Below are 14,890 nucleotides of genomic sequence, written 5' to 3'. Positions count from 1 at the left end.
ATGTTTACTGGAATCGTCGCCGCCGTCGGCACCATCAACTCTGTTTCGCCGCAGGCGGACCTGGACACCGCAGGCGTGCGCCTGGAGATCGATGCCGGCGGCTTGCCGCTGGCCGACGTCGCGCTGGGCGACTCGATCGCGATCAACGGCGCCTGCATGACCGTGGTCGCCAAGACCGACAGCGCCTTCTCGGTCGACGTGTCGCGCGAGAGCCTGAGCAAGACCGCCGGCCTCGACGCACCGGGCGAAGTCAACCTGGAGAAGGCCCTGACCCTGGCCGAGCGCCTGGGCGGCCACCTGGTATCGGGCCACGTCGACGGCCTGGGACAGGTGCACAGCTTCGAAGCCGTGGGCGAGTCGCGCGAACTGGTCATCGATGCGCCGCAGGAGCTGGCGAAATTCCTCGCCTATAAGGGATCGGTGGTCGTCAACGGCGTGTCGCTGACCGTCAATCGCGTCGACGACCTGGTGGTCGACGGCGTGAAGGTGTGCCGCTTTTCGATCAACCTGATCCCGCACACGATCGCGGTCACGACCCTCAAGCACCTGCATGCCGGATCGAAGGTCAACCTCGAGATCGACCTGATTGCGCGCTACGTCGAGCGCATGCTGTCCGCCGCCAAAATCTAGTCCGCCGCCGGCTGCGCTTCCGGTACGACCCCGAAGCGCGCCATGTAGTCGGTGGTGGAGGGGCAGTGCAGCGCGACGAGCTTGGTCGCGATGTCACCGATCGAGTCGTACAGGCCGGTGCGCAGGAGGCCATCGAGCGCGCCGTGGGCCGGCGCGTTTTCCAGCGCCTTGTTCATCTTTTCGATGAACTGGTCGGCCTTGACGACGCGCCAGGTATCGTAGCGGCGCGGCCGGTCGATGCGGGCGTTCGGGGCGACCAGCACCCAGGATTCGATCGGGCAGTCGCCCAGTCCCAGTTTTTCCAGCGCGCGGCGCAAGACCGGCACGTTGCGTTCGTTCTGGGCCAGGGGCGAGGCCATGCTTTCCCAGCTCTTGGCAGCCTCGTTCCAGCGCAGGAACTCTCCCTCGTCGGTGATCTTCACGCCATGCGAGAAGGGTTTGGTCTCGAGCACATAGAAGCGGCGCGTGCGGTGGATCAGCAGGTGGTCGATCTGTGCCACCTGGCCGTCGCCCAGGTCGAGCCGCAGGTCGTGGATGACGGCGGTACGGGTCGCGTCCTTGAGGTAGACATCGATCAGCCATGCGGCCTCGCGCTCGCCCTTGATCCCCGCGCGCATGGTGCGCAGCTGGCGCTCGATCAGGGCGCGCTTGTCCGGCCCGGCCAGGGCCAGCATGCGTTCCAGAATCGTGGCGACCGGTTCCTTGTTGTCGCAGTCCTTGTAAATCATCCTCAACTCCTGCCCAGTTTGAACTTGCAGTCTAGTGCCGCGTCAAGTTTGTGCCACCGCATTTCATGCGCCTAGGCAAGATTACCCGTGCGGCATCATTTTTTGTTGCGCACCCGACACGCCTGAATCGGCGTAGACTGCCGATCGAATGACAGTTGAGCTAATAAACATGCGCTGGCCCGCAATGCGAGGCGGCCGAGGACGAGGAGAACAGATGAGAATCCATCAAGGTTGGGTGTCCGCCAGGGCCGTTCCCGCCGCGCTGGCGCTGGTCATGGCCGCCGTTGGCACCACCACGCAAGCCGAAGCGGCGCAGATGCGCGAATACCGCGCGGTCGCGATCAGCGCCGGCGGCGAACGGATCGCCGCGATCGAGTCGGCCGACCCCGGTGTACCGGGCCGCCGCGCACACGGGCGCGCGCATGGACACATTGTCGTGCGCGATGCCGCCAGTGGGAAGATCACTGCCGAATACGACCCCTGCGCCACCTGTTCCTACGATTTCCCGTCCTGGTCGCCCGACCGTTCGCCGGACCATCCAGCGCTCGCCTTTATCGCCGCCGACCCGCAGGGCGGCGTGGCCACGCTGTGGGTGGCGCGCGCAGGCAAGTTGACGCCGGTCGGCGCGGTCAAGGGCGTGGCCAATACGGCGCGCTGGTCTCCGAGCGGCGCCGACATCGCGCTGCTGGCCACGGTCGGCGCCACCAAGCAGACCGGCGCGGTCGAGGCGGGCGCGCGCCAGGTCGGCGAGATCGGCGTCAACGAGGACGCCCAGCGCATCGCCGTCGTCCCCGCTGCCGGCGGCCCGCTGCGCCTCGTGTCGCCGGCCGACACCTTTGTCTACGAATACGACTGGACGCCCGACGGCAAGGGTTTCGTCGCCACCAGCGCGAAAGGCAATGGCGACAATAATTGGTGGGTGGCCACCCTCGGCCACATCGACGCCGCCAGCGGCGCGCTGCGCATCATCGCCGCGCCAAAGATGCAGGTCAGCCTGCCGCATGTGTCGGCCGATGGACGCACGGTGGCGTTTGTTGGTGGCCTGATGAGCGACTTCGGCTCGGTCGGGGGCGACATCTTTACCGTGCCGCTCGCGGGTGGGGAGCCTGTCGACGTCACCCCGGGTTATGCCGGCTCGTTCAACGGCCTGGCGTGGAAAGGGGCGCAGCTGCTCGCTTCGAGCCTGCAGGGCGACCGGATGGCGGTGGTGGCGGTCGATCCGGGCGCGCGCACGGCGCACACCCTGTGGTCGGGCGCGGTCGCGGCGAACGGTTCGCGCGATGGCAGGATCGTGTTCAGCCGCGACGGCAGCAGCGCGGTCTCGGTGATGGAGACCTATGAAGCGGCGCCGCGCGTGCATGCGGGCCGGCTGCCGGAGCTGAACGCCATCACCCGCGACAACGACGGCTTTGCGCCGCAGGTTGCGGCGCGCAGCATCGCCTGGACCAACGAGGGTTACCGCAGCCAGGGCTGGCTGATCGGTCCGCGCCAGGTCGCGCCCGGGCGCAAGCACCCGATGGTGGTGATCGTGCACGGCGGGCCGGCGTCGGCGGCGATGCCGCGTTTCGTGGCAAGCGGGGAGTCGGGCAATGCGCTGGTGCGCGAGCTGGTCGAGCGCGGCTATTTCGTGTTCCAGCCGAACCCGCGCGGCAGCTTCGGCCAGGGCCTGGCCTTCACGCAGGCGAACCAGCGCGACTTCGGCGGCGGCGACTGGCGCGACATCCTGGCCGGGGTCGATGCCGTGGTCAAGGAAGCGCCGGTCGACGGCGCCCGGCTTGGCCTGATGGGGCACTCCTACGGCGGCTTCATGACGATGTGGGGTGTCACCCACAGCACCCGCTTCAAGGCGGCGGTGGCCGGCGCCGGCATCGCCAACTGGATCAGCTACTACGGCCAGAACGGCATCGATCAGTGGATGGTGCCGTTCTTTGGCGCGGCCATGTACGACGACCCGGCCGTGTACCGGCGGGCGTCGCCGATCGAGTCGATCAAAAACGCGAAGACGCCGACCCTGCTGTATGTGGGCGAGCGCGACGTCGAGACGCCGGCGGTGCAGTCGATGGAGTTCTGGCACGGCCTGCGCGCGATCGGCACGCCGACCACGCTCGTGATCTACGACGGGGAAGGGCATGCGATTCGCAAGCCGGAGCATCAGCTCGATCAGCGCAAGAGGACGGTGGAGTGGTTTGAAAGGTATTTGAGGTAGGGTGGACGGGTCCCCCGTCCACCCGACGTTCAGTTCGGGGGCTGCACCGCCGCTTCCTTCACCGCCACCGCCTTCTGCGGATACAACACCACCTGTACATAATTATTGTTGTCCAGGTAGCGCCGCGCCGCTTCCTGCACCTCTGGCGCGCTCAGGGCATACACGCGCGCTTCGTGCGTCAGGATCGATTGCGGGTCGGTGCCGTCCATCAGCGAGGCCTGGATCTGTCCCAGCCAGAAGCCGTTTTCGCGCAGCGAGCGCCGGTAGTTCTGGACCCAGTTCTGCTTCACCTTCGCCAGGTCAGCCGCCGTCGGTCCTTCGCGCTTGAGGCGTTCGAATTCCTCGAAGGTGGCGGCGAGCACCTTGTCGACGCTTTCCGGTCCGGTCGGCAGGGTCACCGAGAGCGTGTAGCTGCCGTAGGGGATGCGGCTGATCGAGCCGCCGGCGCTGCCGCCGTAGATCAGCGAGAGCTTTTCGCGCAGCACTTCGATGATGCGCAGGTTGAGGACTTCGAGCAGGGCCTGCAGGCGCATCTGCTCGCGCTGCGAGAACTCGGCCTTGCCGGTAAAGGTCAGCGAGATCGTGCTTTTCGGCTCGCTGCCGCTGTACACGGCGCGCTTGACCACGCCCGTCACCGGACGCAGCCCGACGTCGCGCCATTCGACCGGGATATCGTGCGTCGGCAGGCTGCCGAGGTAGGTCGCCAGCAGCGGCTTGATTTTCGCGATGTCGAAGCTGCCGACCATGACGAAGGTCAGGCCCTTGGCGCTGGAGAAGCGTTCGCGGTAGATCGCGATGCTGCGGTCCAGGTCGATCTGCGCGTATTCCTCGGGGCGCAGCGTCCGCGGCGCGCGGGGATGGTTGTTGTAGAGCGTGGCGGTAACCGTCTCGCCGAAGCGTGTCGCCGGCTCGCCACGGCGGTTGCGCGCCGCTTCGACCTGCTTGCCGATGAAGGACATGAACAGGTCTTCGTCGCGGCGCACGGCGTCGAAGCGCAGCCAGAGCATCTGCAGCATGGTCTCGATGTCGGACGCGCCCGAGGCGGCCCCGACCACCTCGGTGTAGCCGGCCATGCCCATCGTCACCGCCGCGGACTTGCCCGCCAATACCTTCGACAGGTCGAGCGGCGAATACTCCTTCAGGCCCATGCTCGAGACAATGCCGTTGGCGTAGCGCGCGTTGAGGATGTCGGCATCCCCGAACAGGCTCTGGCCACCATGGCGCGCGGCGCTCATCACCACCTGGTCGTTGCGGAAATCGGTGGCCTTCAGGATCACCTTGACGCCGTTCGACAGGGTCAGGTGGGTCAGGCCGAGCCCCTTGTCCTCGCTTTCGTGGACGATCTGGCCGGGCTTGGGCGGCTGCGCCATCAGCTGCGCCGCCAGCGCTTTTTCCTCGTACGGCGCCACCTCCTGCTGCTCGGCCTTGGCCAGCGCCGCCAGCAGGGTGTCGCCCTGGGGCGGCGGCATGTCGGCGCGCGCGATGCCGGTGTAGATCAGCAGCTTGCCCGAGTTGGCCGGGATGGTGCGGCGCGCGTAGGCGTTCATCTCCTCGAGCGGGATCCCGGGCAGCATCTCCTGCGCATACGCGTATTCGGCGGCGATGCCGGGGAGCGGTTCCTGCTGCAGGAAGTTGCGCATGTATTCAGCCACGTACACGGCCGAATTGGTCTTGTCGCGCTCGCTGTAGATGCGTTCGAAGTTGCGCATCATGTCCTTCTTGGCGCGCTCGAGTTCCTGCGCCGTGAAGCCATGGCGCCGCACGCGTTCGTTCTCGCGCACCAGCGCTTCGATTGCGGCGGGGGCGCCGCCGGGGCCGACCGAGGCGCTGGAACTGAAGGATTTATAGAAGGGCGTGAGCTTGGCGAGGCCGCTGCCGCCGCCCAGGAAAGGCGGCTGCGGCAGCTGCGATAGCGCGCGCAGCCGGTCGCCCAGCATGTCCCCGAACAGGCCCTCGACCAGCTGCTCGCGGTAGCCGCGCACGGTGTCGGGCTCGCGCACGGGCTGCACCGGATAGCGGATCAGGACGCCGTTGCCGCCGGCTTCGCGGTCGACCACCACCACCGCTTCGGTCGTCGCGCGCGCCGGGATCTCCGCATAGGTGCGCTTGCGCGCAGGCGAAGGGTTCTTCAGCTTGCCGAAGTGCGAGCGGATCAGTTTTTCGATAAGCACAGGGTCGGCGTCCCCAACGGCGACCACGGCCATCAGGTCGGGCCGGTACCAGTCGCGGTAGAAGCGGCGCAGCGCCTCCGGGCGGAAGCTGCGCAGCACTTCTTCCTTCCCGATCGGCATGCGCTCGGCATAGCGCGAGCCGTTGTAGATTTTCGGGTAGAGCTGCTTGCCGATGCGGTCGCCGGCGCCTTTGCCCAGCCGTAGTTCCTCGAGCACGATGCCGCGCTCCTTTTCGACCGTCGCATCGTCGAAGGTGATGCCGTTGGCCCAGTCTTCCAGCACCAGGAAGGCCTTGTCGAGGTGTTCGCGCTTGCCGAGCGGAATCGGCAGGATGTAGACGGTTTCGTCGAACGAGGTATAGGCATTCAGGTCGGCGCCGAACTTGACGCCGATCGACTGCAGGTAGTCGACCAGTTCCTGCTTTCTGAAATGGGTGCTGCCGTTGAAGGCCATGTGCTCGACCACATGCGCCAGGCCCTGCTGGTCCTCGTCTTCCAGGATCGATCCGGCCTTGACGACGAGGCGCAGCTCCAGCCGGCGTTCGGGGCGGGCGTTCTTCTGGATGTAATAGGTCAGCCCGTTCGCGAGCTTGCCCACCTTGACCTGGGGACCGACCGGGATCGGCGCGTCGAGCTTGAGGGCGGCGCCGGCGACGAAGGGCTGGGTGAGGAGGGCGGCAAGGAAAACACGGCAGAGAAAACGGCAGAACGTCGGCATGAACATCGGGAGTCCGTCAAGTAGCGTCGAGCGGCCATTGTAATGGCCGCTCGGGGCTTCGTGTGCCGCAAAACCTCAACCCCTCACACCACGACGCGTCCGGCGCGCAACAGCACTTCCATCTCGCGTGCCGGCACCGGCTGGCTGTACAGGTAGCCCTGCAGCACTTCGCAGCCGATCCGGCCGAGGAAGTCGCGCTGCGCCAGCGTCTCCACGCCTTCGGCCACGACGCGCAGCGAGAGGCCGTCTGCCAGGGCGATCGTGGCCTGGGCGATGGCCGCGCTGCGCGGGTCGGTCGTGATGTTGCGCACGAACGCCTGGTCGATCTTCAGCTTGTCGAGCGAGAAGCGCGACAGGTAGCCGAGCGAGGAGTAGCCGGTGCCGAAGTCGTCCAGCGAGAGCGACACGCCCATCGCGCGCAGCTCGGCCAGCTGGGCTTCGGCGGCGGTGGTGTCGCCCAGCATGACGCTCTCGGTCAGCTCGACCTCGAGGTAGCGCGCCTCCAGGCCCGACTCGAGCAGGGCGGCGCGCACCACGGCCGGGACGGTGCCGGCCTTGAACTGGTGCGCAGACACGTTCACCGCCACCGGGACGCGCGGCAGGCCGGCATCCTGCCAGGCCTTGTTCTGCAGGCAGGCCTGGCGCATCACCCAGTCGCCGATCGGCAGGATCAGGCCCGTATCTTCGGCCAGCGGGATGAAGTCGGCCGGCGAGACCCGGCCCAGCTCCGAGCTGTGCCAGCGCAGCAGCGCTTCCATGCCGAGCACGCGGCCATCCAGGGCTGCCACCTGCGGCTGGAAGTGCAGCGCCAGCTCGGCGCGCCCGATGGCCCGGCGCAGGCGCGTTTCCAGGGCCAGCCAGCGCATCGCCTGGTCGTTCATCTCGCCCTTGAAGAAGCGGAAGCCGTTGCGGCCGGCGTCCTTCTGGTGCGCCAGCGCGGCATCGGCCGCTTTCAGCAGGTCGCCGGGCGCGTCGCCGTCGCGCGGAAATACGCTGATGCCGATGCTGCCCGTGACGACCAGATCGTGTCCTCCCACCGAGACCGGCTGGGCGATGGCGTCGATCAGGCTGTGTGCGACCAGGATGATGGCCTCGGTGTCCTCGCACTCGGTGAGCAGCACGAATTCGTCGCCCGACAGGCGAGCGACGGTGTCGGTGGGGCCCGCGATCCGGCTGGCGCGGCGCGCCACTTCGCGCAGCAGCGCGTCGCCGGCGGCATGGCCGAGGCTGTCGTTGATGCGCGAGAGGCGGTCGACGTTCACCAGCAGCAGCGCCAGCTGGGTGCCGTCGCGGCGCGCTGCAGCGATCGATTGCTGCAGCCGGTCGTGGAACAGCGAGCGGTTCGGCAGCAGCGTCAGGGCGTCGTGGTTCGACAGGAAGTCGAGCTGGTTGTGCGCGGCCTTCAGCGCCGACAGGTCGGTCGAGACCGAGACATAGGCAGTCAGTTTGCCGGCATCGTCGTGCACGGCGCTGATGCTCATCCGCTCCGGGTAGAGCTCGCCGTTCTTGCGGCGGTTCCAGATCTCGCCGCGCCACTGGCCATGCTGCTCGAGGCTGGCCCACATGCAGCGGTAGAACGGGGTGTCGTGGCGCCCGGAACGCAGCATGCTCGGATTCTGGTCCATCACCTCCCATTCGCTGTAACCCGTGTTCTGCTCGAAGGCCGGATTGACCGCCACGATCCTGGCGCTGGCGTCCGTCATGATGATGCTTTCCTGGGTGCTGTCGAAGACCTGGCGCGCCAGCTCGAGCCGGTGCTCGCTCTCGCGCAGCGCGGCGTCGGCGTGGGCGCGCGCCGTCGCTTCCAGCTGCAACTGGGCGGCATGGCGCTGGACCACGCCGTACAGATTCAGGTTTTCGTAGGCCACGGCAAGCTGCGCGGCCAGCGCCGAGGCCCAGCGCGCGTCCTCCGGGCCGAAGGCAGGCGTGCCTGGTGCACGCGCAAAGACGATCCAGCCGTGCAGGTGGTGCAGGTCGCGCACCGCCAGGCCGAGGAAGGAGCCGGCGCGCGCCAGGCCGGCGGGCAGCGCGTCCAGCAGCGCGTCGCCTTCCGCCAGCAGCAAGGGCCGGCGCGCGTCGAGCAGGGCGCCGGGCAGGGCGCCGCGCAGGCGCGTTGCGACCGCGCCGTGGAGCAGGGCCGCGGCGTCGCAGCCGCTGGCGCCCAGGTGGCGCACGCTGCGTTCGTCGCTGTCGAGCAGGCACAGCGCGAGCTGGTCGGCCCCGACGATGCTGGCTGCCGCGCGCAGGAAGGCCTGGGCCAGGCCCTCGACCTTGCGCTCGCCCGCCAGGTGCAGGGACATCTCCTGCAGCGTGGCCAGGCGCGTGTCGGGCCGGGAGTCGCAGGGCTGTTGCGACGGGAAATCGCTGGCGGGTGCGCGCGCCGGCGCCGGCGCATCCGCAGCCTGCGGCGCGGCCGCCACCATTCCCAGCTCGGCGTTGACCGCGTCCATGATGTCATGCGGGTCGGACGGCTTGCCCAGCACGGTCTGCACGCCGCAGCTGCGCGCCATCGCTATCGTCTCGCGTTCGGCGTAGACCGCGGAGTAGAAGATGACGCGGGTGGCGGCCAGTTCGCGGTCGGCGCGCAGGCGCTGCACGAACTCGTAGCCGTCCATGGTCGGCATCAGGATGTCGGTGATGATCAGGTCGGGGCGCTCGCTGTGCACCAGCGCCAGGGCGGCGGCGCCGTCTTCGGCCTGCAGGAGGCGGTGCTCGGTAAACCCGAGCAGGGCCAGGAGATAGGCCCGGTTGCTCGGCCGGTCGTCGACGATGAGGATGGTGGCCATCAGTGTCTCTCCCGGTCTGCGGCGGGCGACTGGCAGGCAAATATCGGAACCAGCATGACTACTCCATAAATGCCCCGGCGGCAGCACACCGGAACGTCAGAACCTCGGACCGGACCCTTTAACGATCGTCCGGCCACATCGCATCAATACGCGCAAGGTTTCATCATAAGACATAATATTTAACAATTGATTGTGAACAAGTGTAAATTAGTTGTTCTGACGCAACATGATGTTTTCCGGCGTCTGTACGCCCTTCGCGAACCTCCTGCCGAGTTCGCCCCATGGCCCGGTCAGAAGCCGGTAAATCCTTTAAAATAGCGGATTACGCACCACGCGTCACCGTTTCGAGGAAATCCGCATGTCTATCTCCAGCACCCAGGAAATCGTTGCTGAATTGCGCGCAGGGCGCATGGTCATTTTGGTCGACGAAGAAGACCGCGAGAACGAGGGCGACCTGGTGCTGGCGGCCGATTTCGTCACGCCCGAGGCCATCAATTTCATGATCCGCCACGCGCGCGGCCTGGTCTGCCTGACGCTGTCCGAAGAGATCTGCGACCGCCTGGCGCTGCCGATGATGACGACCCGGAACGGCACCTCGTTCGGCACGAATTTCACGGTGTCGATCGAAGCGGCCGAGGGCGTGACCACCGGTATTTCGGCGGCCGATCGCGCGCGCACCATCCAGGTGGCCGTGAACAAGGGCGCGAAACCCGACGACCTGGTGCAGCCGGGCCACATCTTCCCGCTGCGCGCGGTGAAGGGCGGCGTCCTGATGCGCGCCGGGCACACCGAAGCCGGCTGCGACCTGACCGAAATGGGCGGCCTGACCCCGGCCTCGGTGATCTGCGAGATCATCCGGGAAGACGGTGAAATGGCGCGCCTGCCGGACCTGATCGGGTTCGCGAAGGAACACAACCTCAAGATCGGCACCATCGCCGACCTGATCCACTACCGCAGCCAGAACGAAACCCTGGTCGAGCGCGTTGCCGAGCGCACGCTGTCGACCGCGCATGGCGACTTCCACCTGATCGCCTACCGCGACAAGCCGAGCGGCTGCGCTCACCTGGCGATGGTGCACGGCGACGTCAAGCATGACGACGAGACCCTGGTGCGCGTGCACCAGCCGGTGTCGATCCTCGACGTGCTCGAACACCGCGCCACCACCCACTCGTGGACCATGGCCTCGGCGATGGCGGCGATCAAGGCGGCCGACAGCGGCGTACTGGTGCTGCTCAACTGCGGCGAAAGCGCCGAGCAGCTGTTCGCGCAGTTCGCCTCGATCGACGCCCCGGGCGCGCGCCCGAGCGGCCGCGCCGCCACGATGGACCTGCGCACCTACGGTATCGGCGCCCAGATCCTGAAGGAACTGGGCGTGGGCAGGATGAAGCTGCTGGCCAATCCGCGCAAGATGCCGTCGATGACGGGCTTCGACCTGGAAGTCACGGGCTACATTGCCAATCCTGTGGCCTGACCCGGACGCATCGACTATATTTACTCATACGAACACACAAGAAGAGGGCAGCCATGACCGTAGGAACTTATGAAAGCAACATGACAGGCGAAGACCTGCGCATCGGGATCGTGCAGGCGCGCTTCAACGCCGACGTCGGGCATGGCCTGCTGTCGTCCTGCCTGGCCGAACTGAAGCACCTGGGCGTGGTCGACGAAGATATCCTGCACGTGACCGTGCCGGGCGCCCTGGAAATTCCGCTGGCGCTGCAAAAGATGGCCGAGACCCAGCAGTTCGACGCACTGATCGCGCTCGGCGCGGTGATCCGTGGCGAGACCTACCATTTCGAGCTGGTCTCGAATGAATCGGGCGCGGGCATCACCCGCATCGGCCTGGACTACGGCATCCCGATCGCCAACGCCGTGCTGACCACCGAGACCGACGAGCAGGCCGAAGTGCGCATGGCCGAGAAGGGCCGCGACGCGGCGCGTGTCGCGGTCGAGATGGCCAATTTGCTGATGGCCCTCGAAGAGCTGCACCCGGAAGAAGACGAGTAACAGGAAAGACCGCATTAGAAAGTTGACTATGACCGACAAGACCACCCACGCCAACCCGAGCAAGAACCGCACCCCGCGCCACCGCGCGCGCGAGTTCGCGCTGCAGGGCCTGTACCAATGGCTGCTGAATAACGAGCCATCGAGCCAGGTGGCCAACAACATCCGTAGCGCGCACGGCTTCGACAAGGCCGACGGCGAGTATTTCTCGTCGCTGCTCAACGGCACGATCACGACCTCGGTCGAACTGCGCGAATCGATCACCCCCCTGATCGACCGCAGCATCGCCGAACTGTCGCCGATCGAGCACGGCGTGCTGCTGCTGGGCGCGTTCGAGCTGAAGAACCACCCGGAAATCCCGTACCGCGTCGTCATCAACGAGGCGGTCGAGCTGACCAAGTCCTTCGGCGGCATCGACGGTCACAAGTATGTCAACGGCGTGCTCGACAAGCTGGCCTCGAACCTGCGCCCGGAAGAAGTGGGAGCCGACGCGCGCCGCTAATATATATATAGAGGGCGCGTTTGACGCGAAGCCACCGTTGCCTTGGGCACGGTGGCTTTTTTGTTGGCGCGGTGTTTGCCTGTCTCTTTTCGCCGCGGGCTCCAGCGTAAAAAAAGCCACCGCGAACGGTGGCCATGAGGAGTGTCTGTTACAGGGGTGTCTTTTACGTCAGGCGTCAGATGTTCGCCGCGAGCACTTCCGTGTGGCCGACGGCGGCAGGCTCCTCGGCCTTCGGTGCGGCCAGGACGGGCGCAGCGGCTTTCGGCTCGGCCTTGTTGACGACCATCTGCGCCGGGGCCGATGGCGGCGTGCGGGTCGGCACGTGCTTGCCGCTGGCGACCAGCTTCAGGCGGCGCCACTCGGCGATGACCTTGGCGCCATAGCCGGAGTCGTCGTCCATGTCGGCCGCGCCGACATAGGTTTTCAGGCCGCCTTCGACGGAACCGGTGCGCTTGACGTAGTCCTTCAGGATCAGGGCGCCGACACGGATGTTCGCAGCCGGGTCGAGTGCCGCCTTGGGGCCGCCGACTTTGGCGAATTTGTCGTGGTGGACCTTGGCCATCACCTGCATCAGGCCCTTGGCGCCCATCGGGCTTTCGGCGAACGGGTTCAAGCCCGATTCGATCGCCATCACTGCCAGGATCAGCAGCGGGTCGAGTTTCATCTCGTGCGCCGTGGTATAGGCCGTCGACACCAGCATGTTGGCCGCATCGCCCGCCACGCGGTAACGCTTGGCCAGCCAGGACGTGACGTGTTGCTGCTGCTTGCTGCTGGCAACGGGTTCGGCCTGGACGACGGCAGGCGCCTTATCGATCACGGCAGCCTGGGGGATTGCCGGGGGCGCCGCTGCCACCATGGTAACCGCGGCTTCAGGAGCACCGGCTTCAGGATGGATCAGTTCGGAGACCTTCTTGGCGGCATCCGGGTTGGTGTAGAGCAGGGCCAGTACTGCCACTGCCGAGAGGCCAAACACGGTCAGTGTGTGCTGCATGGTGGTCAACAGACCACGTGCCGTTTTACTCACTTGTGAAAACGTGACTGGCTGGCTGGCCATGAGTTGGACGAGCCTTGCGCTCGTGCCGAACAAACGATTGATCATCGAAGTCCCCTTTGTCGCGGCGAAAAGGATCCCGTCGCGGCGCTGTGAGCGCTGCGCAGTTACCAATGCCGTGCATCAGAAAAATCGTCAGGGCTTCCAGTAGGGAAGACCAAAACGCCGTCATTGCTTTGCTTCAGCTGGACGCGGGTCCCAGGGGGAGGGTCCAGTGGCTCAACAACTGTCTCGGGGGTTTAGGCAGACGCCTAGTGAAAACACTCCTTAAAATGTCATTTGGGGCCCCGACCCCGTGAAGTTATGAGAACAGCTACAATCAGGTCAGAAGACCGGCCGCCTCATCAAGTAGGGCAGATTGTAGGAGGTCGTTTATACCAAGTCAACCCTAGCACGACTGCGCTTAATAACTTTTGAATCTGACTTTTTTTCAGCCAGCTCAGCAATACCTTGCTAAATCAAACACTTGCCGACGCAATTTGATTTACTTCAAGCAATCGAAAATTATATAAAAGTTAATGAAATATTCAGACCTTCGGGATTTCATGTCCCAGTTGCAACTAAATGGTGAGCTCAAGCGTGTAACCTTCCCGGTATCGCCGCACCTCGAAATGACCGAGGTCTGCGACCGTACCCTGCGCGCCGGCGGCCCGGCACTACTGTTCGAGCAGCCTGCCGGTCATACGATGCCGGTGCTGGCCAACCTGTTCGGCACCCCGCAACGGGTAGCGCTGGGCATGGGCGCGGACAGTGTCAGCGAGCTGCGTCGCATTGGCCACGTGCTGGCGCGCCTGAAGGAGCCGGAGCCGCCGCGCGGCTTCAAGGACATCATGGGCCTTGGTTCGCTCGTCAAGGCCGTGTGGGACATGGCGCCGAAAGAAGTGAAGGGCGCGGCGTGCCAGGAAATCGTCTGGGAGGGGCAGGACGTGGACCTGGGCCGGCTGCCGATCCAGCATTGCTGGCCGGGCGACGTCGCCCCCCTGATCACCTGGGGCCTGGTGATCACGAAAGGGCCAAACAAAAAGCGGCAGAACCTCGGCATCTACCGCCAGCAGGTGTTATCGAGGAACAAGGTGATCATGCGCTGGCTGGCGCACCGCGGCGGCGCGCTCGACTTCCGCGAGCATGCGATCGCCAACCCGGGCCAGCCGTACCCGGTAGCGGTCGCCCTCGGCGCCGACCCGGCCACCATCCTCGGCGCGGTGACGCCGGTGCCGGACAGCTTGTCCGAGTACCAGTTCGCGGGCCTGCTGCGCGGGCAGCGCACGGTATTGACCAAGGCACTGGGCAGCGAATTGCGGGTGCCGGCATCCGCCGAGATCGTGCTCGAAGGTCACATCTACCCGGATGCGAACCATCCATCGGGTTTCGAACACGCCATGGAAGGCCCGTACGGCGACCACACCGGCTATTACAACGAGCAGGACAGCTTCCCGGTGTTCACGATCGACCGCATCACGATGCGCCGCGACCCCATCTATCACTCGACCTACACCGGCAAGCCGCCCGACGAGCCGGCAGTGCTGGGCGTGGCGCTGAACGAAGTGTTCATCCCGCTGCTGCAAAAGCAGTTCAGCGAGATCACCGACTTCTACCTGCCGCCGGAAGGCTGCAGCTACCGCATGGCCGTGGTGCAGATGAAGAAGCAGTATGCCGGCCACGCCAAACGCGTGATGTTCGGCGTCTGGAGTTTCCTGCGCCAGTTCATGTATACGAAGTTCATCGTCGTGGTCGACGAGGACGTGGACGTGCGCGACTGGAAGGAAGTGATCTGGGCGATCACGACCCGGGTCGACCCGACGCGCGACACGGTGCTGGTCGATAACACGCCGATCGACTATCTCGACTTCGCCTCTCCCATCAGCGGCCTCGGCAGCAAGATGGGGATCGACGCCACCAACAAGTGGCCGGGCGAAACCAACCGCGAGTGGGGCACGCCGATTGCCATGACGCCCGAGGTGAAGGCGCGGGTCGACGGCATCTGGCAACAGCTGGGCTTGTAGCGCGGGCGCGGTGCAGTCTAATCCTTGCGTGCGTGGCGCATCAGGGGTCTCGGCTAGACTGGCTTTTTTGATCACAGCAGGCAGGGAGGCCG

General features: G+C 65.9%; 10 protein-coding genes. 6 read left to right on the top strand and 4 right to left on the bottom strand.

Annotated features, from left to right (window positions below; all coding sequences use genetic code 11):
• Complete coding sequence (locus tag ACFPN5_RS05335; RefSeq protein WP_379780854.1) at positions 1–630, top strand: riboflavin synthase; 630 nt, start codon at positions 1–3, stop codon at positions 628–630.
• On the opposite strand, the gene ACFPN5_RS05330 is transcribed toward ACFPN5_RS05335, so the two are convergent.
• Positions 627–1,358, bottom strand: a complete 732-nt coding sequence (locus ACFPN5_RS05330) for a nuclease-related domain-containing protein (RefSeq protein ID WP_379780852.1) — start codon at positions 1,356–1,358, stop codon at positions 627–629. The genes ACFPN5_RS05335 and ACFPN5_RS05330 overlap by 4 nt on opposite strands.
• A gap of 214 nt (positions 1,359–1,572) precedes the next feature.
• On the opposite strand from ACFPN5_RS05330, the gene ACFPN5_RS05325 reads away from it, so the two are divergent.
• Positions 1,573–3,564, top strand: a complete 1,992-nt coding sequence (locus tag ACFPN5_RS05325) for a S9 family peptidase (RefSeq protein ID WP_379780849.1) — start codon at positions 1,573–1,575, stop codon at positions 3,562–3,564.
• 29 nt (positions 3,565–3,593) lie between these two features.
• Here ACFPN5_RS05325 and ACFPN5_RS05320 read toward each other — a convergent pair whose 3' ends face one another.
• Both ACFPN5_RS05320 and ACFPN5_RS05315 read right to left on the bottom strand, forming a co-directional pair.
• On the bottom strand, positions 3,594–6,458 hold the full coding sequence (locus tag ACFPN5_RS05320; protein WP_379780847.1) for a M16 family metallopeptidase: 2,865 nt from the start codon (positions 6,456–6,458) through the stop codon (positions 3,594–3,596).
• Between the two features lie 77 nt (positions 6,459–6,535).
• The gene (locus ACFPN5_RS05315; protein ID WP_379780845.1) at positions 6,536–9,238 is read right to left on the bottom strand and encodes a two-component system response regulator; all 2,703 of its coding nucleotides are present in this window, start codon (positions 9,236–9,238) and stop codon (positions 6,536–6,538) included.
• A 358-nt stretch (positions 9,239–9,596) separates the two neighbouring features.
• On the opposite strand from ACFPN5_RS05315, the gene ribBA reads away from it, so the two are divergent.
• The 3 genes from ribBA to nusB are packed head-to-tail and all read left to right on the top strand — an operon-like array spanning position 9,597 to position 11,744.
• Positions 9,597–10,709, top strand: coding sequence for a bifunctional 3,4-dihydroxy-2-butanone-4-phosphate synthase/GTP cyclohydrolase II (ribBA, locus tag ACFPN5_RS05310; RefSeq protein ID WP_379780843.1), 1,113 nt, complete (start codon positions 9,597–9,599; stop codon positions 10,707–10,709).
• Between the two features lie 53 nt (positions 10,710–10,762).
• Positions 10,763–11,245, top strand: a complete 483-nt coding sequence (gene ribH / locus ACFPN5_RS05305) for a 6,7-dimethyl-8-ribityllumazine synthase (RefSeq protein ID WP_379780840.1) — start codon at positions 10,763–10,765, stop codon at positions 11,243–11,245.
• A gap of 28 nt (positions 11,246–11,273) precedes the next feature.
• Positions 11,274–11,744: a transcription antitermination factor NusB gene (gene nusB, locus ACFPN5_RS05300; protein WP_379780838.1), complete on the top strand. Its 471-nt coding sequence runs from the start codon at positions 11,274–11,276 to the stop codon at positions 11,742–11,744.
• 175 nt (positions 11,745–11,919) lie between these two features.
• On the opposite strand, the gene ACFPN5_RS05295 is transcribed toward nusB, so the two are convergent.
• Positions 11,920–12,735 carry a transglycosylase SLT domain-containing protein gene (locus tag ACFPN5_RS05295; RefSeq protein ID WP_379780836.1) on the bottom strand — a complete coding sequence of 272 codons (816 nt, stop codon included), beginning with the start codon at positions 12,733–12,735 and terminating at the stop codon, positions 11,920–11,922.
• Positions 12,736–13,313: 578 nt separating this feature from the next.
• Between ACFPN5_RS05295 and ubiD the strand changes: the two genes are divergently transcribed.
• Positions 13,314–14,798, top strand: coding sequence for a 4-hydroxy-3-polyprenylbenzoate decarboxylase (ubiD, locus tag ACFPN5_RS05290; protein ID WP_379780833.1), 1,485 nt, complete (start codon positions 13,314–13,316; stop codon positions 14,796–14,798).
• Positions 14,799–14,890: the final 92 nt, after the last annotated feature.

The sequence above is a fragment of the Massilia niabensis genome (assembly GCF_042655085.1).
GTDB classification, from domain to species: domain Bacteria; phylum Pseudomonadota; class Gammaproteobacteria; order Burkholderiales; family Burkholderiaceae_D; genus Telluria; species Telluria niabensis.
This window is presented reverse-complemented; position numbering and strand designations above follow the sequence as displayed.

What these genes read in the sequence shown, in the direction of transcription:
- ACFPN5_RS05335 (WP_379780854.1), top strand. Translation starts at nt 1, where the DNA reads ATGTTTACTGGAATCGTCGCCGCCGTCGGCACCATCAACTCTGTTTCG.
- ACFPN5_RS05330 (WP_379780852.1), bottom strand. Translation starts at nt 1,358, where the DNA reads ATGATTTACAAGGACTGCGACAACAAGGAACCGGTCGCCACGATTCTG.
- ACFPN5_RS05325 (WP_379780849.1), top strand. Translation starts at nt 1,573, where the DNA reads ATGAGAATCCATCAAGGTTGGGTGTCCGCCAGGGCCGTTCCCGCCGCG.
- ACFPN5_RS05320 (WP_379780847.1), bottom strand. Translation starts at nt 6,458, where the DNA reads ATGTTCATGCCGACGTTCTGCCGTTTTCTCTGCCGTGTTTTCCTTGCC.
- ACFPN5_RS05315 (WP_379780845.1), bottom strand. Translation starts at nt 9,238, where the DNA reads ATGGCCACCATCCTCATCGTCGACGACCGGCCGAGCAACCGGGCCTAT.
- ribBA (WP_379780843.1), top strand. Translation starts at nt 9,597, where the DNA reads ATGTCTATCTCCAGCACCCAGGAAATCGTTGCTGAATTGCGCGCAGGG.
- ribH (WP_379780840.1), top strand. Translation starts at nt 10,763, where the DNA reads ATGACCGTAGGAACTTATGAAAGCAACATGACAGGCGAAGACCTGCGC.
- nusB (WP_379780838.1), top strand. Translation starts at nt 11,274, where the DNA reads ATGACCGACAAGACCACCCACGCCAACCCGAGCAAGAACCGCACCCCG.
- ACFPN5_RS05295 (WP_379780836.1), bottom strand. Translation starts at nt 12,735, where the DNA reads ATGCAGCACACACTGACCGTGTTTGGCCTCTCGGCAGTGGCAGTACTG.
- ubiD (WP_379780833.1), top strand. Translation starts at nt 13,314, where the DNA reads ATGAAATATTCAGACCTTCGGGATTTCATGTCCCAGTTGCAACTAAAT.